This is a genomic window from Nitrincola nitratireducens, assembly GCF_000585235.1.
GTDB classification, from domain to species: domain Bacteria; phylum Pseudomonadota; class Gammaproteobacteria; order Pseudomonadales; family Balneatricaceae; genus Nitrincola; species Nitrincola alkalisediminis.
Genome location: NZ_AONB01000001.1, coordinates 317,681 through 340,983 on the forward strand (window position 1 = coordinate 317,681; position 23,303 = coordinate 340,983).

Below are 23,303 nucleotides of genomic sequence, written 5' to 3' on the forward strand. Positions count from 1 at the left end.
GATTGCTCCGTTTAAGTGCGACAGAATTGACCTTTAAAAAGGAGGAATCTGAGAGGATATGTTTTTTACTGTAAAGAAACTAAATTTCTTAATGGTTTAGAGTTGGTCGTTAAAATCTCAGTTAAATCGGCCTGCGTAAGGGCATAAAAATTGCTACCTCCTGTGACTGTTTAACCCAGAGTCGAGGTCAGGATGCCATTTGAGATAAGCGCAAAGTGGAACGTCATCAAGTCTGCTTGGGGGCGAAGTCAGAGCGAGGATAAGCCGCAGCATCCTTGGCTGGTTGATTTACCGCTGGGTCTTTTGCGGCATGTGAATTTAGACGAAGCGCTCGCCGTTTGGCTGGAAGGACTGGAGGTGCAGCTGAAATCATCAGGAGCAACCTTGATGTTGCAAACGGAAAAAACGCTAACTAAGGTGGGACGAGAGGGACTTTGTCATCCGCACCTAAACTGTCCTTATCTGTCGCCTCAAGGTGACTGGCCTGATGTCGGTGAGTTGAATACCTGTATTCCCTGCATACGTATGGGCAAGCATCGGTTGGCCTGTGGGGTGCGAGATGGGCACGGTGGGCAGGGGGTGCTGGTGATGGAGTTTTTGCATTCGCCACGAACGGCACAAAAGCGACAATTACGGGAAGTCGGTAAGGTTTTGAGTGAGACGCTCAGTCTAGTGTTGGATGAGCGCCAGCGTCGTGAGGCGGCGTTGATGGAAGAGCGGGCGCTTTTATCGCGAGAGCTGCATGACTCTGTGGCGCAAGAGCTTAGCTATTTGCAAATACGCATGAGTCGCCTGGCGAGCGTGATCGAAAACCCAGAGCAAGCCGCTGAGGCGAGCCATATGCTTAAGGATCTTCGGCACAATGTACAACGAGCACACCGACAGGTACGTGAGTTAATTTCCCTGTCTCGGTTAACCTTAGAAGGTCGAAGTTTGCATATGGCGTTAGAAGCGGCAGTGGATGAATTTTCTCGCCAAAGTCGCTGCGTATTTGAATTGGATAACCGCTTGCCCGTGGGGTGTATGCGGGCCGAAACCGAATTGCAAGTGATGCATATCCTGCGCGAGGCCTTGGTTAATGTCGTCCGTCATTCACATGCCCAGCATGTTTTGATCACGCTCAAGATGCTTAAAGATCAGCGTTTTGAGGTGTGTGTTGAAGATGATGGTGTCGGCTTATCTGAAGATGCCGAAAAGCAGGAAGGTCATTTTGGCTTAAAAATGATGAGAGAGCGCGCCAACACAATACCCGCTCAACTCAGTATCGAGTCGAAGGCAACACGCGGTACACGCGTTAAGTTACTCTGGAGAGCGTTATGAGCCGACCCCTGAGCTTATTGTTGATTGATGATCATGCCTTGATGCGCCAAGGGTTGGCCGAATTATTGAATGCCGTCGAAGGTTTTGTTGTTCTGGGGACGGCTGCCTCAGCAGAGGAGGGCTTGACGCTAGCGGAGGCGTTGATACCGGATATTGTGTTACTCGATTTGCATATGCCCGGGATGGGAGGCATGCAGGCACTCAAGCGTTTCAAAGCCTGTTTGCCGGATGCTCTGATCATCGTGTTAACAGCGTCGGATGCACAAGCGGACTTGCTGATGGCGTTAAGCATGGGAGCCGATGGCTACCTATTAAAACACACGGAGCCAGAAGCACTGGTCCAACAATTAATGAGCTGTTCTAAACAGTGCTTACTCTTGGACCCTAAGATGCAACTGCACGATTCGGGGCGTGCATCTTTAAGTCAAGTGGCGGGAAAGTGCGTCGATCAGGTGGAGTTAACCGAGCGCGAGTGTCAAACCCTGAGGTTGATCGCCGAGGGCATGAGCAATAAGTTGATTGCACGTGCCTTAGGAATCAGTGATGGCACGGTCAAAATTCACGTGAAACATTTATTGAGCAAACTGAATCTGCATTCTCGACTGGAGTTAGCGGCTTGGGCGCATCGATGCGGTTTTTTGGAAAGGGGCATTTCGTCAGAGAGGCAAGTGGGATGAAAAAGCTAATGGCGCACTTGGACCAAGGGTACGAGAAAATGGCGAGTTTGTTCGGAAGAGTGAATGCACAGCTGAATCAGGATTTCGAGTATCTGCCCTTGGCCTTAGCCAAGTTGGATGTAGACGGTGCGATACAAGAGCTGAATAAAGGATGGGAGGAGCTCATGGGTTATCCCTATCGCAATGGCATTTATCGCTCGCATGCGGGCTTTTTTCATCCTGAAGATCGCCCTCGTTGGCAGGAAGCCTTGTCGCAATTACGTTCAGAGCCTAAAGGCAGTTGGCGACACCTGCAGCTACGCGGTTTAATGCCATCGGGTGAGCGCAGATGGCTCGAAGTAAAATTGAGACGCAATCCACAGGGTTTTATGGTGTCCCTGGATGATGCAACGCATCAGGTTCATCAACAGCAGCAATTGGCGGCACGTCATCGCAGCTTGCGTAATTTAGTGGATGGCTTGCCCATGATGATTTATCGCTGTCGCAATAATCGGCATTGGACCATGGAGTACGTGAGTGAGGGGGCCGTTCATTTGACCGGCTTTCGGCCAGAGCAGTTGGTCGACAGCCAAGAGGTGACATTTGATTCGCTTATTTTCCCTGATGATCAAGAGGCTGTCTGGTCTGCCGTTCAAATTGGATTGAATCAGCGTCTTCCTTTTCAAGTGAATTATCGCTTGATATGTGCGAATGGGCAGTTAAAAACCGTTCATGAGCGCGGCAGTGGCATTTATGCAAACAACGGAGAAGTGTTAGGGATCGAAGGAATGATTATGGACGTGAAGCAATCTCTATAATATTCCCATAAGGATAATATATTTCCTATCAGTATTGACTGGAGGGTTGCTATCACCTATAAAGTGAATTTAAGAATATTTTATTCCTGTAGATAATTTTATATTTAGCGATGACTTACAATTGAGGGCTCACCATGCAACATGATCAAAATCACTACATTCTTAAGATTAGCTGCCCGGCCACGTCAGGTATTGTTGCAGCTGTTGCCTCTTTTTTATCTGAAAATAATGGCTACATCAGCGAAATGTCACAATTTGACGATGAATTCAGTGGCACCTTTTTTATGCGCGCGGTGTTTCGTTTTAATCAAGGCTTTGAAGGCGATATTGCCGTCATTGAGCAAGGATTTGTCGATGTTGCTAAAAAGTTTAGTATGAGTTGGGAGTTGCACAGCAGCGATCAACCCATGCGTGTGCTGTTAATGGTCAGTAAGTTCGACCACTGTTTGGCTGATTTATTGTATCGATACCATAAGGGTGAAATGGATATGACGATTACGGCCATCGTGTCGAATCATCTGGATTTGCGCCCTATGGCGGAGAGGGAAGGCATTCGTTTTATTTACTTGCCAGTGACGAAAGAAAACAAGCTCCAACAAGAAGAGGAGTTAATGAAAATTATTGAAGAAAGCCGGACAGACTTAGTGGTGCTGGCAAGGTATATGCAAATCTTGTCTGACAATCTGTGTAAAAAACTGTCGGGTCGAGCCATTAATATTCACCATTCATTTTTACCGGGCTTTAAAGGCGCAAAGCCGTATCATCAAGCCTTTGATCGCGGTGTCAAATTGATTGGCGCAACGGCGCACTATGTGACCTCCGATCTAGATGAGGGTCCAATTATTGAACAAGAGGTTCAGCGCGTGGATCATGGCTACAAACCTGAAGATTTAGTTAATATTGGTCGCGATACCGAAACGGTTGCTCTGTCAAAAGCGGTAAAATATCACTTACAGTATCGCGTATTCCTTAATCAAGATAAAACGGTGATTTTCCGGTGAACAGTCAAACACAAGCCATTCTCGCTACTGATAAACGAATTGATGGAAAAGCCATCTCCGCACAAGTATTGTCAGAGGTGGCAGAGCAAGTGAGTCAGCTGCAAGCGCAGGGTGTTCAGCCATGCTTAGCCGTGGTGCTCGTCGGGAAGGATCCCGCGAGCCAAGTCTATGTGAAAAACAAACTTCTGCGTGCTGCCGACGTCGGCATTCTGTCTGTTGAGCATTATCTTCCGGAACACACGTCAGAGGAGACGTTGTTATCCTTGATCGAGTCCCTGAATGAGGACGCAAAGGTGCAGGGGATTCTTGTGCAGTTGCCGCTTCCTAAGGGGATTGATGAAATTAAAGTGCTGGAAGCCATCAAGCCGATTAAAGATGTGGACGGGTTTCACAGCTCCAATGTGGGTGGCTTGAGTCAAGGGCGATCCGTGTTACAACCCTGTACGCCATCCGGTTGTATGCGTTTGTTAAAGCATGTTTGTTCTGATATGTCAGGAATGCATGCGGTCGTCGTTGGGCGCTCCAATATAGTGGGTAAGCCTATGGCCGCTTTGCTTTTGCAAGCCAACTGTACGGTGACGCTGGTTCATTCAAAATCTCGTGATATTCAGTCTTTGTGTCAAATGGCGGATATTCTGGTTGCGGCTGTGGGGCGTCCGGAAATGATCAAACAAGACTGGGTTAAGCCAGGAGCCATTGTTATCGATGTCGGTATTAATCGTGTCGAAAAAGACGGCAGCACACGCTTGGTAGGAGATGTCGACTATGCGGACGTGTGGGATAGCGTCGAAGCGATTACGCCAGTTCCTGGTGGCGTGGGCCCCATGACCATTGCCATGCTTATGTCGAACACGGTGGAGGCAGCACAAAGGCAACACGCGCTCGTATCCATGAATAGGGTGGACGGATCGAGAGAATCTCCTTAAAGAAGCTGCGTTTTAATCGCTTTAAGGAGTTGTTAGTTGACAGCATTTGGCATAAGGTTAATACCCTTCAAGACGGCGTAAACTCGGCAAGCCGTGCTGGGTTTGCGTCTAGTATTTTGACTGAACTCAACCTTGCCTTTAGGACGTTTCCAATGTCAGAAAAATTCCGCCTTGTAACCCGTAGTGATTTCGATGGACTGGTGTGTGCTGCGCTGCTTAAACATCTCGATTTGATTGACGACATTCTTTTTGTCCATCCAAAAGATATGCAGGACGGTAAAATTGATATTACGGGCAAGGACATTACCACCAATTTACCCTATGTCCCTGGCTGTCATTTGGCGTTTGATCACCATTTAAGTGAAACACTGCGTAATAAAGATCGCGCTGAACAACATATTATTGATCCAGATGCTCCATCTGCAGCACGCGTGGTTTGGAAATACTACGGTGGTCATGATGCGTTTCCCGTGCATTGGGATGAAATGATGGAGGCCGTTGACAAAGGCGATGCGGCTCAATTCAGTGAAGACGAAGTGTTAAATCCCCAAGACTGGGTGTTGCTGAACTTTATTATGGATGCCCGCACAGGATTGGGGCGTTTTAGAGAGTTTCGAATTTCAAACTATCAGTTGATGATGCAACTGATCGATTATTGCCGGAACCATACGATCACCGAGATTTTAGCGTTACCGGATGTGAAAGAGCGAACGGATCTTTACTTTGACCATGCTGAAAAAGCCAGAGAGCAGCTGACACGTTGCTGCAGGATTTACCAGAACCTGGTCGTCGTCGATCTGCGTGATGAAGAAACGATTTACGCGACGAATCGCTTTACACTCTACGCCATGTATCCGGATACCAATATTTCAATCCATGTTATGTGGGGATTGAAGCAACAAAATACGGTGTTTGCCGTAGGGAAATCCATTCTAAATCGCAGCTCGAAAACCAATGTGGGCGAACTCTGCCTTGCCTACGGCGGTGGTGGGCACCTCAATGCTGGAACATGCCAAGTGGGCAATGATGAAGCGCAAGCTAAGCTTCAGGAAATGATTGTCAAAATCAATGCGGATGGTTGATGTTTGAGAGCCCGCGAATCTGGATATAGAGGTTCGCGGGTTTGTCTTGATCCTTTGTGTTGCGTGTAATGGCTGTTCGTTCTACCAAAGCAGGGTCTATAACCACTCAGGAACCACTAAAGAATACCACCGGAGATAGGCAGATTGACTCCGGTGATATAGCTTGAAGTATCACTCAATAAAAACGCAACCGCCCCCACGATTTCATTAATATGTCCGTATCGACGCATGGGAATGGATTGAATCATTTGCTCTGCGACGTTATCAGGGCAAGCATCAAAATATTGACTGCCTGCAGCGGCTTGTAATTCCACTTGACGTGTCCACATAAACCCTGGCCCCATATAAGCAGGTGAGATCGCATTCACGCGTATTTGGTAGGGTGCTAAGTCTTTCGAGGCCGTCTGTGTCATGCCGATTAATGCGGCTTTTGAAGTTGCGTAGGCGATCATATTGGGTGGCCCCCCTACAGCGGCCATGCTCGCTGTATTTACGATTGCGCCACCTCCGTGAGTGATCATATGTCGTGCAATCGCACTCATGACGGTAAATGCCCCCGTTACATTGATATGCATGACTCTATTAAAGTCGTCTAGCGGGTAGGTGTGTGTTGGCGAAAAATGCCCTTGATAACCTGCATTATTAAAAAGTCCATGGATAGGGCCCAGTGTATGGCTCAAGTGATCTATGGCATTTTTGACTTGCTCTGGATTCGTTACATCTGCAATAAAATAAGCGTTTGTGATCCCTTGTTGTGTTAGCGTCTTTGCAGCGGCTTGGGTTTTTTCTGGGTCTAGATCAAGTAAGCCTATACGTGCCCCTAAGTGTCCTAAATACTGCGCGGTGGCAAAACCTATATCTCCCGCAGCTCCGGTAATCACAATTGTTTTTCCATGAAAATCAATGGCCGTTGGGTGAGCATGAGTGGCATTAGCGTCCATAGTATCCTTCGCTGAGTCTGTTTTTATTGTGGTGGGCTTAATTCGCTGTGCGAATTAATGATCGATTTTTCGAATCTCTTTTCAAACCTCTTCACACATCTTGGCTAAAAATAGGTGTTTAAACCACGCGCGAAAGTGAGTGGTTTCGATACTTTTTTGCTTTTCTTAAGAGTGCGACATCTGTCAATGAGGTTTGGGTGGGGTGGGGATTCCTCTTAATAGGCTTAATCTATGTGATAGCTTTTTTCATGAGGTACTAGGGCTTTTTATATTATTTTTTAGGTGGGTTTAATTGGTTTTTAATCATATGTATTTGATAATTAATTGTTTTTTTGGTTTTTTTGAAAAGGGTTTTTCGGGTTGAGTAAAATGAGCTTGTGCAAAAAAGTACATATAATTGGTGAAATAAAGATTTGTTTATCTTTCGAGCAGAGAGTGTAATACCTAAGCTCTCTCTTCGGTGTAGCCAAAGCCATCACAGAAGACACACAAAAAATATAACAAACCCACTGACGACTTGCGTCAGATAATGGAGAGACTTCTCATGAAACGTAGTTTTGTTCCAACATTACTTGCAGCGTCAATTGCCTTCACAACCCTACAAGCACAAGCGATGACGACGGTGACTATTGGTACGGTTAACAATGGCGATATGATCCGTATGCAAGAACTCACGCCTGTTTTCGAAGCAGCGCACCCTGATATTAAATTGCAGTGGGTTGTGCTTGAAGAAAACATATTGCGTCAACGGCTTACTACCGATATTGCCACAGGCAGTGGTCAGTTTGATGTGATGACGATTGGCAGTTATGAAGTCCCTATTTGGGGAAAGCAAAACTGGCTGGTTTCGCTTGAAAACCTTCCTGATGATTATGATGTGGATGATTTGTTTCCCTCCGTTAGGGAGGGTTTATCGCATGAGGGCGCTCTTTATGCCTTGCCCTTCTATGCTGAAAGTTCAATGACCTATTACCGTCAAGACCTGTTTGAAGAGGCGGGGCTGAACATGCCAGATCGCCCAACTTGGCATCAAATCCGAGACTACGCTGTTGCGCTGCACAAACCTCAGCAAGAGCAGTATGGTATTTGCCTGCGTGGCAAAGCTGGCTGGGGCGAAAACATGGCTTTAATATCCACAGTTGCAAATGCGTTTGGTGCCCGTTGGTTTGATGAAAAATGGCAGGCTGAATTTGAAGGTGAGGAATGGACAAATGCGTTAAGTTTTTATGTTGATTTACTGGGCAACTATGGCCCGCCAGGTGCATCTTCAAATGGCTTTAATGAAAACCTTGCTCTGTTTAACTCGGGCAAGTGTGCCATGTGGGTCGATGCGACTGTCGCGGGTTCGTTTGTGACCGATCCTTCACAAAGCAGCGTGCATGAGCACATAGGTTTTGCATTAGCGCCAATGCAAGTCACTGAGCAGGGCGCAGGCTGGTTATGGGCCTGGAGTTTAGCGATTCCGGTAAGTTCTAACGTAAAAGAAGCAGCACAAACCTTTATTACTTGGGCAACGTCTAAAGCCTACAGTGATTTGGTGGCCGAGCGCTATGGGATTGCCAATATCCCGCCTGGCACACGTCAATCAACCTATGAAAACCCCGCCTATTTGGAGGCGGCAAGCTTTGCCACAACCACGCTTGAATCTATGAATAAGGCTGACCCTGTAAATTCAACCCTAAAACCGTCGCCTTATACAGGTGTTCAGTTTGTGGCTATTCCTGAGTTTCAGGCGATAGGGACTCAAGTCGGACGCATGTTTGCAGGTGCGTTAGCGGGGCAAAGCAGCGTTGCAGCCGCATTAAGCAGTGCCCAAGCGGCCACACAGCGGTCGATGGCGCGCGCTGGCTATCACAAGTAGTTGTTTAAGTGCCAGAGGGGTCGCCTCTGGCACTTTTATAATAAGAAATCTAAAGAGCACTCCGTATGAATACGTCAAGTTTGCCAGTCGAACATTCGGCCCAGGCTGAAGAGTCTTCGCAGTCAGTCCAAAGTCAACGTCGTCGTAAAAGCAAGATAAGTCTAGCGATGGTGTCACCCTCTGTAGTGGTGTTGCTTGCATGGATGATTATCCCTCTGTCGATGACAATCTATTTTTCATTTATTCGTTATAACCTCCTGTACCCAGGTGATGAAGGGTTTGTTGGCTTAGAAAACTATTATTACTTTATGACGGATGCGGGTTTTACCGCGGGTTTAACCAACACTTTGTGGCTAGTGGGTTCTGTGTTGTTGATCAGTGTGGTGTTGGGCGTGCTCATTGCTATTTTGGTCGATAACATGTTTTGGGGGAGAGGGATTGTTCGAGTTTTATTAATTTCCCCCTTTTTTATTATGCCGACTGTTTCGGCCTTGGTTTGGAAAAATCTTTTATTAAATCCTGTCTCGGGTGTGTTTGCTGCCATTTGGAATTTCTTCGGTGCAACGCCGATTGACTGGTTCACCCATTATCCCTTAGGCGCCATTATTATGATTGTCTCGTGGCAATGGGTTCCATTTGCTGTGCTGATGTTGATGACCGCCATGCAGTCATTGGATCAAGAACAAAAAGATGCCGCACGTTTAGACGGGGCCGGTCCTATCGCGATTTTCTGGCACATTACCTTGCCTCACCTGATGCGCCCGATTGCTGTGGTCGTCATGATTGAGACTATTTTTCTGCTGGCGATCTTTGCCGAAATATTTACCACCACGGGTGGAGGTCCGGGTTACGAAACCACCAATCTGGCGTTTTTGATCTACACCCAAGCCTTGCTTGAGTTTGATGTAGGTGTGGCATCCGCAGGTGGACTGATTGCCGTTGTCATTGCCAACATTGCCGCCTTTATGCTGATTCGAATCGTTGGCAAAAGCCTGACTGAAAAACATTAATAGCGGGAAAAAAACAATGCTTACATTAAAACAAACCCGTCAGTTACGCACTTTCTTATTGGGCAGTCTTGCGTGGATTGTCGCGCTCCTTGTCTTCTTTCCAATTTTTTGGATGCTGCTGACCAGTTTTAAAACCGAGTTGGATGCCTTTTCATCGCCGCCACAACTCTTTTTTACACCAACCTTCGAAAACTATATTCAGGTTGATAGTCGCAGTAACTATTTTCACTACGCAATGAACTCGGTAGTGGTGTCCTTTGGGGCGACCTTTTTAGGCATGCTCTTGGCTATTCCTGCCGCGTATTCCATGGCTTTTTTTGAAACCAAGCGTACCAAAGGAACCTTGCTTTGGATGTTGTCGACCAAGATGCTGCCTCCGGTCGGGGTACTGGTTCCAATTTACCTGATCTTTAAGGATGTGGGTCTTTTGGATACACGCACGGGCCTGATTTTGATTTACACCTTGATCAATCTGCCGATCATGGTCTGGATGCTGTACACCTACTTCAAGGAAATACCCAAGGATATTCTAGAGGCTGCCCGTCTTGATGGTGCGACACCCATGCAAGAAATACTGCGGGTGTTATTGCCTATCTCTAAAGGTGGGATTGCTTCAACTTTATTGCTGTCGTTGATTCTGTGTTGGAATGAAGCCTTCTGGTCATTGAATTTAACCGCATCGTCTGCAGCCCCCTTAACCGCATTGGTTGCATCTTACTCCAGTCCAGAAGGTTTGTTCTGGGCGAAACTATCTGCAGTATCGACCTTGGCCTGCGCGCCGATTCTCATTTTTGGCTGGTTTAGTCAAAAGCAACTGGTTCGTGGTTTATCGTTTGGCGCGGTCAAATAATTGAGGTGACGTATGTCTGATCTGACAATAAAAAATCTAAAAAAAGTGTTTGAAGGTCTCGAAATCATTAAAGGGATCGATCTCGACATTCGTGATCACGAGTTTGTCGTATTTGTGGGGCCGTCGGGCTGTGGTAAGTCGACCTTATTGCGTTTAATCGCGGGTCTTGAGGAGGTGACCAGCGGTCACATTTACTTAGACGATAAAGAGATTACTGACATAGCACCCGCTAAGCGTGATTTGGCGATGGTGTTTCAGACCTATGCGTTGTATCCGCATATGACGGTCCGTAAAAATATGTCATTTGCACTGGACTTAGCTGGCATCGATAAAAAAGAGGTGGAGGCTAAGGTCAATGAGGCCGCCAGAATACTGGAGTTAGAGCCCTTGCTTGAACGTAAACCGAAAGCCTTGTCAGGGGGACAGCGTCAACGGGTCGCGATAGGGCGTGCGATTGTTCGCCACCCTAAGATTTTTTTGTTCGATGAGCCTTTATCCAATCTTGATGCGGCGCTTAGAGTCCAAATGCGTCTGGAATTGGCACGTCTGCATCAAGAGCTGAATGCGACCATGATTTATGTAACACATGATCAAGTTGAAGCCATGACGCTGGCGGATAAAGTGGTTGTCTTAAATGCAGGGCGAGTGGAGCAGGTGGGCAGTCCGTTAACGCTCTATCATCACCCCGTGAATCGCTTTGTTGCTGGGTTTATTGGCACACCTAAAATGGGATTTTTAAAGGCGAAGGTGGAATCCGTTAATGCAGGTGGTGTGCTTGTTTCATTGTCTTGTGGTCACCAAGTTGAGATTGCGGTGAAGGGGGAGCATTTACAAAGAGGCAGTCGTGTAACGCTGGGTGTTCGACCCGAGCACTTGCGTATCACGGCGGCCAGTGATTCTACTTTTAAAGCGAAGCTGACCGTATCAGAGCATCTCGGTGCCGACACCTTTTGTTACGTCGAGACAGCCGATCAGGAGGTTTTAACAGTCCGAGCAGCGGGCCATTTTCAGATGAAGTTTGGTTCAGACATAGGATTGGAGTTGGATGTTCAGCAATGTCATCTATTCGATGATCAAGATCGCACGCTGGCTCTCATCACAACACCTCTTTAACTCGATGATACATTAGGGATTTAATATGAAGTTATCACAACAACATCTTGCTGATTTACCTGCCAGCATGATCAGTCCTACGTATGACCGTTTGGTTTGTCGCGCGGGTATTTTGCACATCGGAGTCGGTGGTTTTCATCGTGCCCATCAAGCCATTTACACCGAAGCTCTCTTGAATCAAGGGTTGGCCCTGCATTGGGGGATTTGCGGTGCTGGCGTTAGGGAGTCCGACCGCGCAATGAAAGAGGCTCTTGAGTCTCAGGATTACCTGTATACATTAATAGAGCTTGGCGCAGGCAATGAGGTTAAGACGCAAGTTGTGGGCGTTATTACAGAATTTATACTCGCGCAAGATTCAGTAGACGCATTTATTCAACGCCTTAGCGATCCTGATATTCGTATTGTGTCGTTGACGGTGACAGAAGGTGGCTATTTTACAGACGACACCACTGGTAAGTTTAAAGATCAGGATCCCGATATTTTGGCAGACTTGGCCCAGCCTGACGCCCCCAAAACCCTAGTGGGTTTACTCTGCCAAGGATTAAAGCGTCGGATGCAAGCAGGTATTCCACCTTTTACGGTGATGTCTTGCGACAATCTGCCTCATAACGGAGATGTGGCTCGAAAGGCTGTTTTAGGCTATGCCTCTTTGCTGGATACCCAGTTAATGAATTGGATTGCAGACAATGTCACCTTCCCCAATGGCATGGTGGATCGCATCACTCCCATGACAAGTCAGGCACATAAACAGCAGTTATTTGACAGCACCGAAGTAGAGGATGTATGGCCAGTTGTCGCCGAGCCTTTTTTACAGTGGGTCGTGGAAGATAAATTTTGCAATGGCCGTCCTGAATGGGAAGTGGTGGGTGTGCAGTTCACACAGGACGTCACCCCGTATGAGACGATGAAAATTGGTTTGCTCAATGGCAGTCATCTCGCCATGACGTTTTTAGGAACTCTATTAGGATACGAGTTTGCGCATCAAACCATGGAGGATGAGGATCTTCGTCGTTTTGTCGAAAATTACATGGATCATGATGTCACCCCTTTATTGGCCGAGGTGCCGGGCATTAATTTAACGGAATACAAGCAGACCTTAATTGAGCGTTTCTCCAACCCTGCAATTTGCGATCAGTTAACACGAATCTGTTCAGATGCCGCCGCGAAGTTCCCTAAGTTTGTGTTTCCGACATTGCGCGGATTGATTGCTGAAAATAAACCTTTGGAGCGCGTAGCTTTGATTGTCGCAGCTTGGACACACTATCTGCATGGAAAAAATGAATTAGGTCAAACCTATCCCATTTTGGACCCGAAATTAGCAATTTTGCAGCGTGCAATTGCTCAGCCAGAGACGTGTGTCACACAAATGCTTGAAATATACGATATATTTGGTGACGATCTGCCCTCATCAAACGCGTTTGTTGAGGCCTATCAAACTCAACTGTCACGCTTGCAAACACAAGGCGTGAGAGCAACGCTTAAACAACTGATCGGATAATTACCTATGTCAACGGTTAGATTCTCTCAACCTCAAACCCCCGCCATTATTTTTGATATGGATGGCTTATTAATCGACTCTGAACCCGTGTGGATGAGAACAGAGCGTGAGCTTATTTGGGAGTTGGTCGGGGAGGAGTTATCGAATGAAACCCTTCTGAGTTTTCAAGGACGCAGCAGTCGTGTTTTTTGTGAAGGGATGGTGGCGCGTTTTGCCAACGCCAATCTTAAGGTTGAGTCTCTATTGGAGCAGTTATTGACCCGCATGGAGAGCAATATCCGTTCAGCACCGCTCATGCCCGGTGCGCGTGATTTACTTGAGTATCTAGCTGAGACAAGAGTGCCGATGGCCATTGCGTCATCCTCACCGATGGCTTTTATTGAGGCGGTGGTTAAACAGCACCAGCTGCCCATTACCAGCATGACCTCGGGCACAGAGGTACCCGCATCAAAACCGCACCCGGCTGTTTTTGAGCTGGCCGCGCAACGCTTATCCAGCCCAGTGCATGCGTGTTGGGTATGGGAAGATTCCGTCAATGGTGTGATTGCCGCAAAAGCCGCCAGCATGAGTGCGATTGCGGTTCCTGATCCCCATCATCCTCGTCCAGAGCAGTTTTCAATCGCGGATTATCAGCATGCATCATTGCTGCAAAGTCTTGAATGGATTCGTTCTGAGGATGTGTCCTGTTTATTTGATGTAAAAGGGTAAAGGAGTTCTTTATGTACCTTGGCATAGATTGTGGTACGCAAAGCACCAAGGTTGTCATTCTAGATGCTGAAAAAGAAGAGGTGATTGCACAAGGGCACGCACCCCATTCGTTGATCAGTGATGCAAAGGGTAAGCGCGAGCAGAATCCTGAGGACTGGATTTTGGCGCTTGAGCAGGCCTATTGGCAGGCGGTCAACAAGGCCGCTATTAATCCATCGTCAATACGTGCGATAGGTGTGTCCGGTCAGCAGCATGGTTTAGTGGTGTTAGATGCGCAAGGGCAGGTGATTCGCCCCGCAAAATTGTGGTGTGACACTGAGACAGCACCGCAAAATGCAGAACTATTGCAGGCGCTTGGCGGTGATGACGGCTCGATGCAAAGGCTGGGGTTGGTGGTTACAACGGGTTATACCCTCTCCAAGTTAGCCTGGATGCAGCAGTATCACCCCAGTGATTTTAAGCGTATCGCGCACCTGCTGCTACCCCATGATTTTTTGAATTACTGGTTAACGGGCCAATGTATGACGGAGGCAGGCGACGCCTCGGGTACGGGGTATTTTGATGTGCGTCGCCGTGGTTGGTGCCCTGACGTCTTTGAACTGATTCCAGATGCCAGTCATTTACGCAATGCACTTCCGGACGTGATTGATAACCAGCAAATGTTAGGTAAGGTGAGGCCAGAAGTAGCGAAACGTCTAGGTCTGAGTGCCGATGTATGGGTGTCATCTGGTGGCGGTGACAATATGATGGCTGCGATTGGGACAGGCAATGTGCAAGAAGGGCGCATGACCCTTAGTCTAGGCACCTCTGCGACCTTAAGTGCTCATTTGAATACGCATTACGATGGTTTACATCCTTCCATTGCTCACTTTTGCTCATCGACGAATGGTTGGCTACCCTTGATCTGTACGATGAATTTGACAGGAGTGGTTGAGCAAATGCGACAGCTGCTCAACCTGAGTATCACAGAGTTCACGGATATGGCCGCGTCTGCACCGATTGGTGCCTCTGGCTTGACGCTTTTACCCTTTTTGAATGGTGAGCGTGTGCCAAATTTGCCTCAGGCACAAGGGCAGTTGTTGGGTATGACGCCGCTTAACCTCACGTCTGCTCATATGAGCCGTGCGGTCTTTGAAGGAATATCCTACGGTTTGAAATATGGCCTAGACTGTTTGTTAGCGGCAGGGCTTAGGCCACAATCAATTTGTGTGACAGGTGGAGGGGCTAAAAATACATTTTGGCGACAGCTATTGGCCGATTTGTTGAGGGTTGAAATAGTCTGTCCTGCCGCCGCTGAGGGTGCTGCACTAGGGGCGGCCATTCAAGCCTTATGGGCTGATCATCATCGTCAAGGAGATCCAGTGAACTTAACGGAGTTGACGGCTCGTCTGGTCGCTTTAGATGAGTCCACGCGTGTTGTTCCCTGCTCAGAAAAAGGAGAGGCTTACCATGAAGCGTATCAGACCTATCAACATAGGTTACGATTCCAATTCCCTGAGTTGACGCTGTAAGATGGGTAAGCAGCCTGTCGGACTTTTCCGCAGTAGATCAGTGCTAAGTCCAACAGGCTGCTAGGCAAGTCATAATAAAAACAACGATGTCTAAGTGTAACGAGGTATGTATGGGAACCCGCCACGATCCACAGCTGGATACGACGTTTAAGCTGGAGCTAGAGCTCCCTGAAAGCTTTTATCACGGTTCAATTCGCTACTTACAACACGGTGCCGATTCCCCGCTTATTCGTTGGCACTGTCATAAAGAATACGAATTACATTTAATTGTAGCGACGACAGGTAAAGTATTTGTTGGCGATTATATCGGTAATTTTGGCCCTATGCAGTTGGTTTTAACCGGACCACACTTGCCGCATAACTGGATAAGCGCTATTGAACCAGAGGCAGAGGTTCCACCGGTGCGGGATCGGGTGATTCAATTCTCGGATGATTTTATCCAACAGTGTCGACGGATTATGCCCGAATTTTCACAGTTGGATCGGTTGCTAAAACAGGCCAGTGTTGGTGTTTTATTTGAACAGAGTTTGGCACAGGAAATAGAGCCCTTATTGGTCCGTGCGGAGCACGCATCCGGTTTCAGTCGAGTGGTTATTTTTTTCTCAATTATGGAGAAATTAATCCAGGCTAAAAAAACACGATTGTTGTCTTCAACGTCGTTTGATCCACTGCTGGATGAGCACGCGATTGATCGGGTTAATATCGCGGTAGATTATATTATGCGCCACTACCAAGTTGGGCTGTCCTTAGATGATGTTGCGGCCGAATTAAAAATGAAGCCGAATTACTTCTCTAAGTTTTTTAAGCGCAGCACAGGTATTGGATTTATTGAATTCGTCAATAATCTCAGAATTAATCGTGCCTGCGAGCAGTTGATCGAAACAGAGGATTCTATAACGGATATTTGTTTTAAAGTGGGCTTTAACAATATTGCCAATTTTAATCGGCGTTTCTTTAGCTTAAAAGAAATGACGCCTTCCGATTATCGCCGACAAGCGAGTTTACGCTATTATCAGCCGTCCAAAGAAAAAGCCAAGGCGTAAACCTTGGCTTCCTACTTTTTGGCTCTTCGTACCGGTAGCCGCCATTCTGTCGCAGTGGATGATGGCGGATGGATGAGCTTACAAGCGCTCACCTGTTATCGGGTCAAAGAAAACGGTTTTACTCATATTAATCATGAGTGACATCGTTTCTCCTGGTTTGCCTGCCTCATGAGGCTCCACACGACAGTTCACCTCTTGTTCATTCATTTTAACCAGTACCAAGGTGTCTGGCCCCGTCGGCTCAATCACGTCAATTTTAGCCTTGACAATGAAGGTCGATGGGTTGGAAGCGTAGTGGGGGATGACATGCGTGATTTGTTCAGGACGAATCCCCAATACGACCTTTTGACCCACGCGCTCTAGCAATCCACGTTCTGAGCTGGGCGTCGGTAAATAGTGGAGTTGATCCATGACCAAGAGCTTAACACAGACTTGACCTTCGTGATTCACCAGCTCCGTATCGATAAAGTTCATGGACGGGGACCCCATAAAGCCTGCAACAAAACGATTGGCTGGGTTATCATAGACCTCTTGCGGTGTACCAAACTGCTGAATATGTCCATCTTTCATGACGGCGATACGATCAGCCAACGTCATGGCTTCAATTTGATCATGCGTGACATACACGATTGTGGTGCCAAGGCGTTGATGTAGTTTTTTAATTTCGGTACGCATTTCAACACGCAGTTTTGCATCGAGGTTTGAAAGAGGCTCATCAAATAAATAGATTTTTGGGTGACGAGCTAAGGCACGTCCCATGGCAACACGCTGGCGTTGTCCGCCTGACAGCTGTCCGGGTTTACGGTCTAACAAATGCTCAATTTGTAAAAGCTTTGCAACCCGCTCAACTTCACGCTCGATCTCTGCCTTCGGCAGCTTACGAATTTCCAGCGCAAAGGAGATGTTCTTACGGACATTCATATTGGGGTAAAGGGCGTAAGATTGAAACACCATGGCTATATCTCGATCCTTGGGTAATACCCCTGTGATATCGTGGTCTTCAATGCAAATCTGTCCACCTGTGACGTCTTCAAGCCCGGCGATACAGTTCATCAGCGTTGACTTACCGCACCCTGATGGTCCAACCAGGATAATGAACTCGCCATCCTGAATGTCCATGTTAATGCCTTTGAGAATATGGGTGTGACCGAAGGACTTCTCAACGTTTGTTATATTTAAACTCGCCATAATCTAAGCTCCTAACCCTTAACACTGCCAGCCGTTAGGCCGCGTACAAAATATTTTCCGGCAATGACATACACCAATAAAGTGGGTAATGCCGCAATGATGGCGCCCGCCATATCGACGTTATAACGCCGTTCCCCCGTTGAACTGTTCACTAGGTTGTTTAAACCGACGGTGACAGGTTGAGAAGACGGGTCAGAAAAGGTCACGCCGAATAAGAAATCGTTCCAGACCTGAGTGAACTGCCAAATGACACACACGGTTAGAATCGGAGTTGACAGAGGCAATATAATGTGCCAGAAAATACGCCAGAATCCCGCACCGTCCAATTGGGCGGCTTTAATTAATTCACTGGGGAGGGTGACGTAATAGTTGCGGAAAAACAGTGTCGTAAATGCAAGCCCATAGACAACGTGTGTGAAGATCAGACCCGTAATACTGCCGCTGATGCCCATGCGTCCTAGAACATTGGCATGCGGGAGCAAAATGGCCTGGAAGGGCAAGAAGCATCCGAATAGCAAAAGCCCGAAAAAGAGATTGCTGCCCCGAAAACGCCAGAAGCTGAGGACATAACCATTAACAGCGCCCATGAGGGTTGAGATGGCAACCGCCGGTAAGGTAATAAGCATCGAGTTTATAAAGTAGGGTTGCAGTCCTCGCTCAGAGCGCGCACCAATTTGAGCTTCACTCCAGGCAATTCGCCACGCATCCAGGTTGAGCTGTGTGGGCCAATCGATGAGCTGGCCCATACGGATTTCATCCATTGAGCGAAACGAGGTCACAATCATTAATGCCAAAGGTAACAGGTAGTAAATCGCCATAATCCCAAGTACGGCATAGAGTAGAGCGCGTCCTGTAATGTCGGCATATCGACGATTCGGATTAGTGTTCATGTTTTTTAGTCCTCAGCTCGGAGTAAAGGTAAGGCACTAAGATGGCAACGACCGTCAGTAGCATGATCATTGCAGATGCGGCACCTAAGCCCATTTGGTTACGAGTAAATGACATTTGATACATAAAAATGGCAGGCAAATCAGAGCTAACGCCTGGGCCACCACCAGTAAGGGCTAGCGCAAGGTCAAAGGATTTAATCGCAATGTGCGCCAGCATGACAAAGGCGCTAAAAAACACAGGGCGTAAACTTGGAATGATAATGCGGGTGTAGATCATAAAGCGGCTGGCGCCATCAATCTGGGCTGCTTTGATAATGCTGTCATCTACCCCGCGTAAGCCAGCTAAGAACAAGGCCATGACAAAGCCTGAGGATTGCCAGACGGCGGCGACAACAATGGTGTAAATTGAGAAGTTCGGGTCGACCAACCAATCAAAGCGGAAGGTTTCCCAACCTAAACTGCGTACAAACTGTTCGATGCCCACCTGAGGGTTGAGCATCCATTTCCACACGGTACCGGTGACAATGAATGACAGGGCCATTGGGTACAGGTAAATGGTGCGTAACGCCCCTTCAGCGCGAATTTTTTGATCCAGTAGAATGGCCAACGACAAGCCAATCGCCAAACAGATTGCAATAAATAGAACAGAGTACACCGCTAAGTTACGTAAGGATACAAACCAGCGTTCGTTATTAAATAAGCGAACGTAGTTGGCCCATCCAACAAAATCATAACTGGGTAACATTCTGGAGTTTGTAAAAGACAGGTAGCCTGTCCAAAGAATAAACCCGTAAAAAAATACGAGAACGATGATCAGTGTAGGCGATAAAACCAACTTGGGCATCCAGTAGGCGAGTGTATCGCCCATACGTGAATTGCGCCTAGGCGTCATCGCAACTGATGTTAAGTCAGCAGTCTTGGATTCAGACATAATGTATTACCTGTTTAGAGCAGTGTGAAGCAAAGTGACCTCTTTTACCCAAGGGTAAAAGAGGCGAAGTTGACGTTCCTTATTGAGCCGCTCGTATTGCGGACGCCAGTTGGCGTGTTGCTTCTTGAGCGGTCATAGAACTGTTAAAAAAGGTGGTGGTAACATCGTAGATAGCACCCTGTACAGCGGATGTCGTCGACATACCGTGTGCCATCGATGGGACAAGCCCTTCGCCGGAGGCAGATGTTGATTTAAATGTATCCATTGAGGCTTGTGCGCATGCATCAAAGCCACTCATGTCCTGATCAAGACGAACAGGAATTGAGCCTTTGTTCATGTTGAAGGTTTCTTGGAACTCAGGCGACAATACGAGACGCGCCATGGTGTTTTGCGCCTCGATATTTTCGGCACTGCGTTGCTTGAACATGGCCAGTGAGTCTATGTTAAAGGTGAACATATTCTCTGTGCCTGGGAAGGGTAGGCATAAATAGTCTGTTCCGGGCTGCATATTAGCGGCCGAGAACTCGCCCTTCGCCCAATCCCCCATAAACTGCATAGCGGCGTCACCACGAATGACCATCGAGGTCGCAATGTTCCACTCGCGGCCAGGGAAGCCTGGATCTAAATACTCACGAACTTTTCTGAATTGCTCAAAGGCTTCGATCATTGTGTCGCTTTGCAGAGCGGCGGGATCATGCTCAACAAAGGCTTTAACGAAGAACTCGGGTCCGCCTAAGCTCAGTGCGATGGATTCAAATGTTGTTGCATCTTGCCAAGCTTGCCCGCCATGAGCAATGGGGATGATGCCCGCAGCTTTGAGTTTATCCGCAGCTGCCCATAACTCATCAAGAGAGGTTGGCAGTTCGACACCGGCTTTTTCAAACGCGGCAGGATTTGCCCACATCCAGTTTACACGATGGACGTTCACAGGCACGGCAACAAACTCGCCGTCGAATTGCATGATGTTACTCACCATCTCAGGTAAAACATCCTTCCAACCTTCGGACTCGGCAACCGTGTTGAGACTACTCAAAAAACCCAGATCCGCCCACTCGTGTATCTCAAGCCCTTTGATTTGAGCTGAAGATGGTGGGTTGCCTGATACGGCGCGTGCACGTAAAACGGTCATGGTGTTTTCACCGCCGCCTCCAGCAACCGCAAAGTCTTTCCAGGTATGTCCTTCTTTTTCCACCATTGACTTGAGTACACTGACGGCTGCCGCTTCACCACCGGATGTCCACCAGTGTAGAACTTCAACTTCACCTGCTTGAGCGGTGAATGCAACGCTTGAAGTCAGTGCGACAGTGAGCATGGATTTTCTAAAATTCATGGAAATAACCTCTGCATTATTTTTGTTATCGAGTGCTATGAAGACTTATACAAAATCTAACTAACAAACCCAGCTTCAAATCTAATGCTTCCAACTGACAAATACACGTAAGATAAGGTTACTAAGTGTAACATGAATACGTTATTAACTATCTTTATCTAAATTAGATATGTTCTAAATTAATGATTTATATAAAAAATATTAATTTTTCAAAATGTGGTTTCATTAATTATGTAACACGTATGTTGCATTTTGTGTTTATTGTAACGATATTGTAATGATTTTTTGGTCTAGTTTTTTGCAACTCTTGATGTCTTCAATCTCGAAGTGAGGAAGGTTGTGTTTTGTCAGCTTTATTGAATAAATAACATAAAAAATTTAAGGGTTTATGGTAGTCAAGAAAGGATGTTCGATGGCTTTTTTTAAGAGTGGTGGATTTTCACCCATTTTATATTGATTCAGAATGTGCAAATGGGTGGATTTGCATCTATTTTTAAAGAGGGCGTGTTTAAAATCGATTCTTGTTATTTTTAACTGATTGATATCCTGTATTTATTTTGTTTTTGGCGCTGTTATTGCTATAAACTCTTAGCATTGAGTCATGATTTTGAGTGGCTTCTTTATAAAAAAGGCAAGATTAGATGAATAATAATAACGTGAAATCAACCTCGTTTGGCATATTGCTGAAATCACTTATCGCCCCAGCTTTTTTACTGTTTTTTATGGTAATGGTGGGAGCTTATGCGGTATACAATTTAAGCAGTGTGAGCCAAACAACCCGTATCATTACCGATGATATGGTTCCAAATACGGGGCGTGCAACGGAAGTCATGCGTTCTATTTTTAATGAGCGCTTAGCCTTATACAATTTTAGAGCCAGTGGTTCGCCTGAGGATGCGCGGATCTTCAATACTGAACAAAAAGAGACCCAACGTTTGCTTCAAGAGGCGGACGTCTACTTTAAAAACCCTCAACGCCGTGCCATGTTGCAAGCGTTGTCTCAACAGCATGAAACGTTCGGTCGTCATTTTTCTCAAGAGTTAGTTCCTGTGCAAACAGAAATGATGGCGTTGCGCGTGCGTCTATTAAGTGAGCTGGGCCCTGCCGCACGGCGTGAAATAGAACGCTTGGTCGAAACCGCATTGGTCAGTGGTCGCCTGACAGAGGTTCGAGTGGCTGTGGCTGCACAAGGCAGTGTTTTGAATGCCAGTACGCAAGTAGGGTTGTTTTCCATTACCATGGATCCAGCTTTTCAGCGTGAAGCAGGGTTATTAATTGAAGATGCCCGCTTTACCATTGAAGACTATGCTGAGATTGCGGGATTGGATACCCGTGCCTTAATTGATGAGTTGGTCAGTACCTGGTCTGAGTATGAAGAAGCCTTCGCGCAGATGATTCAACTCGCTGAGCGTTATCAAGCCATTTTGAATGATTCCATCTTGCCTAAGGGAACTCAGCTAACCGATGCCGCATATGGTTTACAGCTCGATATTTTTAATCATTTAGAGCAAGAAGGCGCTCGGACCCAAGCTCAGATTCAATCCAGCAGTGTAATCATGATGCTACTGGTGGCAATCGCAGCCATTATTGGCTCGGCAATTGCCTATTTTATCACTCGAAGTGTCGTCAAACCGCTTCTTGCAGCCAGTCGTGTATTATCGGATTTGGTGACAAGTCTGAGGGCGAAAAACTGTGATTTACACCAGCGCTTGCCTGTTACAACACGTGATGAGGTTGGGGTTCTAGCCCGAAACATCAACGAATTCTTAGCGACCTTGCAGCCCGTTGTTAATCAATTCAGAGAGAGTTCCGATACACTGCAGTCTGCTTCTGACAAGCTGACAAAGGTTGCATTGAAAACCCAAGAGGGAACCCATCAGCAAAAGAGTGAAACCATCGAAGTGGCCACAGCATGGTAGAAATGGAGAGCACCGTTGCAGATATTGCACGAAGTGCCGCAGAAGCACAGGTGTTGTCTGAACAAACAGACAAAGATGCAAATGAAGGCAAACAAGTGGTTAATCAGATGATTAACAGCAGCCAAGATTTAGCGGCTCAGCTTAAAGAAATGGCGGATGGCATCGAGTCGTTAGGAAGTCATACGGCATCCATCGGACAGGTGTTAGAGGTGATCAAAAGCATTTCCGATCAAACGAATCTATTGGCACTGAATGCAGCGATTGAGGCGGCGAGAGCGGGTGAGAGTGGACGTGGATTTGCAGTGGTTGCCGATGAAGTGAGAACCTTGGCAAAACGAACCCTGGATTCAACGGTGCAAGTGCAGTCTTTTGTCGATAATGTGCAAAAAGGCACTGAACTGGTGGTGTTGAAAATGCATAAGTGCAAAGCGTCTAGTGAATCTACAGTAGAAAAAGTAGCCGCCGCAAATGAAGCCTTAAACATGATTATGACGCGTGTGCAAACCATTAAGGATATGACCACTCAAATCGCCAGTGCGGCTGAAGAGCAAAGCTTGGTGTCTCATGAAATTACGCGCAGCGTGGATCGTATACGACACATCGCGGAAGAGTCTGCTTTGTCGGCAGAAGGGTCATCTCAGTCGGCTCTGGAAATGGACCGTTTGGGTAAGGAATTAAATCAGTTGGTGAGCCAGTTTAAAGCCTAG

At 47.0% G+C, this 23,303-nt stretch carries 21 protein-coding genes; 16 read left to right on the top strand and 5 right to left on the bottom strand.

Features of this window, described 5'->3' with window-relative positions; all coding sequences use genetic code 11:
* The first annotated feature begins 192 nt into the window (after positions 1 to 192).
* The 6 genes from D791_RS01440 (at position 193) to D791_RS01465 (ending at position 5,803) form a co-directional block, all read left to right on the top strand.
* Positions 193 to 1,320, top strand: coding sequence for an ATP-binding protein (locus tag D791_RS01440; protein WP_051513904.1), 1,128 nt, complete (start codon positions 193 to 195; stop codon positions 1,318 to 1,320).
* Positions 1,317 to 1,997: a response regulator gene (locus tag D791_RS01445; RefSeq protein ID WP_036506794.1), complete on the top strand. Its 681-nt coding sequence runs from the start codon at positions 1,317 to 1,319 to the stop codon at positions 1,995 to 1,997. Before D791_RS01440 ends, D791_RS01445 begins: the two co-directional genes overlap by 4 nt.
* Positions 1,994 to 2,794: a PAS domain-containing protein gene (locus D791_RS01450; protein ID WP_051513907.1), complete on the top strand. Its 801-nt coding sequence runs from the start codon at positions 1,994 to 1,996 to the stop codon at positions 2,792 to 2,794. The genes D791_RS01445 and D791_RS01450 overlap by 4 nt, the downstream gene beginning before the upstream one ends.
* Positions 2,795 to 2,928: 134 nt before the next feature.
* Entirely contained in the window at positions 2,929 to 3,795 is an 867-nt protein-coding gene (purU, locus tag D791_RS01455) for a formyltetrahydrofolate deformylase (RefSeq protein WP_036506797.1), read from the top strand.
* The gene (folD, locus tag D791_RS01460) at positions 3,792 to 4,721 is read left to right on the top strand and encodes a bifunctional methylenetetrahydrofolate dehydrogenase/methenyltetrahydrofolate cyclohydrolase FolD (protein WP_051513909.1); all 930 of its coding nucleotides are present in this window, start codon (positions 3,792 to 3,794) and stop codon (positions 4,719 to 4,721) included. The genes purU and folD overlap by 4 nt, the downstream gene beginning before the upstream one ends.
* A gap of 152 nt (positions 4,722 to 4,873) precedes the next feature.
* Positions 4,874 to 5,803 (top strand): DHH family phosphoesterase, encoded by a 930-nt coding sequence (locus D791_RS01465; RefSeq protein ID WP_036506799.1) that lies wholly within the window; start codon positions 4,874 to 4,876, stop codon positions 5,801 to 5,803.
* A 116-nt stretch (positions 5,804 to 5,919) separates the two neighbouring features.
* On the opposite strand, the gene D791_RS01470 is transcribed toward D791_RS01465, so the two are convergent.
* Positions 5,920 to 6,744, bottom strand: a complete 825-nt coding sequence (locus D791_RS01470; RefSeq protein ID WP_051513912.1) for an SDR family NAD(P)-dependent oxidoreductase — start codon at positions 6,742 to 6,744, stop codon at positions 5,920 to 5,922.
* 544 nt (positions 6,745 to 7,288) lie between these two features.
* Here D791_RS01470 and D791_RS01475 point away from each other — a divergent pair.
* The 8 genes from D791_RS01475 to D791_RS01510 all read left to right on the top strand — a co-directional run bounded on the left by D791_RS01475 (position 7,289) and on the right by D791_RS01510 (position 16,338).
* Entirely contained in the window at positions 7,289 to 8,605 is a 1,317-nt protein-coding gene (locus tag D791_RS01475) for an ABC transporter substrate-binding protein (protein ID WP_036506801.1), read from the top strand.
* Positions 8,606 to 8,772: 167 nt separating this feature from the next.
* On the top strand, positions 8,773 to 9,615 hold the full coding sequence (locus tag D791_RS01480; RefSeq protein ID WP_237748481.1) for a carbohydrate ABC transporter permease: 843 nt from the start codon (positions 8,773 to 8,775) through the stop codon (positions 9,613 to 9,615).
* Positions 9,616 to 9,631: 16 nt separating this feature from the next.
* The gene (locus D791_RS01485) at positions 9,632 to 10,465 is read left to right on the top strand and encodes a carbohydrate ABC transporter permease (protein WP_036506806.1); all 834 of its coding nucleotides are present in this window, start codon (positions 9,632 to 9,634) and stop codon (positions 10,463 to 10,465) included.
* A gap of 12 nt (positions 10,466 to 10,477) precedes the next feature.
* Positions 10,478 to 11,578, top strand: a complete 1,101-nt coding sequence (locus D791_RS01490; protein WP_036506809.1) for an ABC transporter ATP-binding protein — start codon at positions 10,478 to 10,480, stop codon at positions 11,576 to 11,578.
* A gap of 25 nt (positions 11,579 to 11,603) precedes the next feature.
* Positions 11,604 to 13,076, top strand: a complete 1,473-nt coding sequence (locus tag D791_RS01495; protein ID WP_036506813.1) for a mannitol dehydrogenase family protein — start codon at positions 11,604 to 11,606, stop codon at positions 13,074 to 13,076.
* A 6-nt stretch (positions 13,077 to 13,082) separates the two neighbouring features.
* Positions 13,083 to 13,784 (top strand): HAD family hydrolase, encoded by a 702-nt coding sequence (locus D791_RS01500; RefSeq protein WP_051513915.1) that lies wholly within the window; start codon positions 13,083 to 13,085, stop codon positions 13,782 to 13,784.
* An 11-nt stretch (positions 13,785 to 13,795) separates the two neighbouring features.
* Complete coding sequence (gene xylB / locus D791_RS01505; RefSeq protein ID WP_036506816.1) at positions 13,796 to 15,295, top strand: xylulokinase; 1,500 nt, start codon at positions 13,796 to 13,798, stop codon at positions 15,293 to 15,295.
* A gap of 110 nt (positions 15,296 to 15,405) precedes the next feature.
* Positions 15,406 to 16,338 carry an AraC family transcriptional regulator gene (locus D791_RS01510; protein ID WP_081763671.1) on the top strand — a complete coding sequence of 311 codons (933 nt, stop codon included), beginning with the start codon at positions 15,406 to 15,408 and terminating at the stop codon, positions 16,336 to 16,338.
* Positions 16,339 to 16,416: 78 nt separating this feature from the next.
* On the opposite strand, the gene D791_RS01515 is transcribed toward D791_RS01510, so the two are convergent.
* The 4 genes from D791_RS01515 to D791_RS01530 form a co-directional block, all read right to left on the bottom strand.
* The gene (locus tag D791_RS01515) at positions 16,417 to 17,526 is read right to left on the bottom strand and encodes an ABC transporter ATP-binding protein (protein ID WP_036506819.1); all 1,110 of its coding nucleotides are present in this window, start codon (positions 17,524 to 17,526) and stop codon (positions 16,417 to 16,419) included.
* Positions 17,527 to 17,537: 11 nt separating this feature from the next.
* Positions 17,538 to 18,416, bottom strand: a complete 879-nt coding sequence (locus D791_RS01520; protein ID WP_036506822.1) for a carbohydrate ABC transporter permease — start codon at positions 18,414 to 18,416, stop codon at positions 17,538 to 17,540.
* Positions 18,406 to 19,308 carry a carbohydrate ABC transporter permease gene (locus D791_RS01525; protein WP_036507345.1) on the bottom strand — a complete coding sequence of 301 codons (903 nt, stop codon included), beginning with the start codon at positions 19,306 to 19,308 and terminating at the stop codon, positions 18,406 to 18,408. The genes D791_RS01520 and D791_RS01525 overlap by 11 nt, the downstream gene beginning before the upstream one ends.
* Before the next feature lie 118 nt (positions 19,309 to 19,426).
* A complete protein-coding gene (locus D791_RS01530; RefSeq protein ID WP_036506825.1) occupies positions 19,427 to 20,677 on the bottom strand; it encodes an ABC transporter substrate-binding protein in 1,251 nt (416 codons plus the stop codon).
* A gap of 641 nt (positions 20,678 to 21,318) precedes the next feature.
* Here D791_RS01530 and D791_RS18705 point away from each other — a divergent pair.
* Together D791_RS18705 and D791_RS18710 are read left to right on the top strand one after the other, a co-directional pair.
* The gene (locus tag D791_RS18705) at positions 21,319 to 22,596 is read left to right on the top strand and encodes a HAMP domain-containing protein (RefSeq protein ID WP_051513918.1); all 1,278 of its coding nucleotides are present in this window, start codon (positions 21,319 to 21,321) and stop codon (positions 22,594 to 22,596) included.
* Entirely contained in the window at positions 22,590 to 23,303 is a 714-nt protein-coding gene (locus D791_RS18710; protein WP_081763673.1) for a methyl-accepting chemotaxis protein, read from the top strand. Before D791_RS18705 ends, D791_RS18710 begins: the two co-directional genes overlap by 7 nt.

Bases quoted from the DNA above. Each gene is read 5' to 3' on its own strand.
- D791_RS01470 (WP_051513912.1), bottom strand. From the start codon at position 6,744: ATGGACGCTAATGCCACTCATGCTCACCCAACGGCCATTGATTTTCAT.
- purU (WP_036506797.1), top strand. From the start codon at position 2,929: ATGCAACATGATCAAAATCACTACATTCTTAAGATTAGCTGCCCGGCC.
- xylB (WP_036506816.1), top strand. From the start codon at position 13,796: ATGTACCTTGGCATAGATTGTGGTACGCAAAGCACCAAGGTTGTCATT.
- D791_RS01445 (WP_036506794.1), top strand. From the start codon at position 1,317: ATGAGCCGACCCCTGAGCTTATTGTTGATTGATGATCATGCCTTGATG.
- D791_RS01450 (WP_051513907.1), top strand. From the start codon at position 1,994: ATGAAAAAGCTAATGGCGCACTTGGACCAAGGGTACGAGAAAATGGCG.
- D791_RS01440 (WP_051513904.1), top strand. From the start codon at position 193: ATGCCATTTGAGATAAGCGCAAAGTGGAACGTCATCAAGTCTGCTTGG.
- D791_RS18705 (WP_051513918.1), top strand. From the start codon at position 21,319: ATGAATAATAATAACGTGAAATCAACCTCGTTTGGCATATTGCTGAAA.
- D791_RS01480 (WP_237748481.1), top strand. From the start codon at position 8,773: ATGGTGTCACCCTCTGTAGTGGTGTTGCTTGCATGGATGATTATCCCT.
- D791_RS01495 (WP_036506813.1), top strand. From the start codon at position 11,604: ATGAAGTTATCACAACAACATCTTGCTGATTTACCTGCCAGCATGATC.
- D791_RS01475 (WP_036506801.1), top strand. From the start codon at position 7,289: ATGAAACGTAGTTTTGTTCCAACATTACTTGCAGCGTCAATTGCCTTC.
- D791_RS01510 (WP_081763671.1), top strand. From the start codon at position 15,406: ATGGGAACCCGCCACGATCCACAGCTGGATACGACGTTTAAGCTGGAG.
- D791_RS01490 (WP_036506809.1), top strand. From the start codon at position 10,478: ATGTCTGATCTGACAATAAAAAATCTAAAAAAAGTGTTTGAAGGTCTC.
- D791_RS01485 (WP_036506806.1), top strand. From the start codon at position 9,632: ATGCTTACATTAAAACAAACCCGTCAGTTACGCACTTTCTTATTGGGC.
- D791_RS01465 (WP_036506799.1), top strand. From the start codon at position 4,874: ATGTCAGAAAAATTCCGCCTTGTAACCCGTAGTGATTTCGATGGACTG.
- D791_RS01530 (WP_036506825.1), bottom strand. From the start codon at position 20,677: ATGAATTTTAGAAAATCCATGCTCACTGTCGCACTGACTTCAAGCGTT.
- D791_RS01525 (WP_036507345.1), bottom strand. From the start codon at position 19,308: ATGACGCCTAGGCGCAATTCACGTATGGGCGATACACTCGCCTACTGG.
- D791_RS01500 (WP_051513915.1), top strand. From the start codon at position 13,083: ATGTCAACGGTTAGATTCTCTCAACCTCAAACCCCCGCCATTATTTTT.
- D791_RS01515 (WP_036506819.1), bottom strand. From the start codon at position 17,526: ATGGCGAGTTTAAATATAACAAACGTTGAGAAGTCCTTCGGTCACACC.
- D791_RS01520 (WP_036506822.1), bottom strand. From the start codon at position 18,416: ATGAACACTAATCCGAATCGTCGATATGCCGACATTACAGGACGCGCT.
- D791_RS18710 (WP_081763673.1), top strand. From the start codon at position 22,590: ATGGTAGAAATGGAGAGCACCGTTGCAGATATTGCACGAAGTGCCGCA.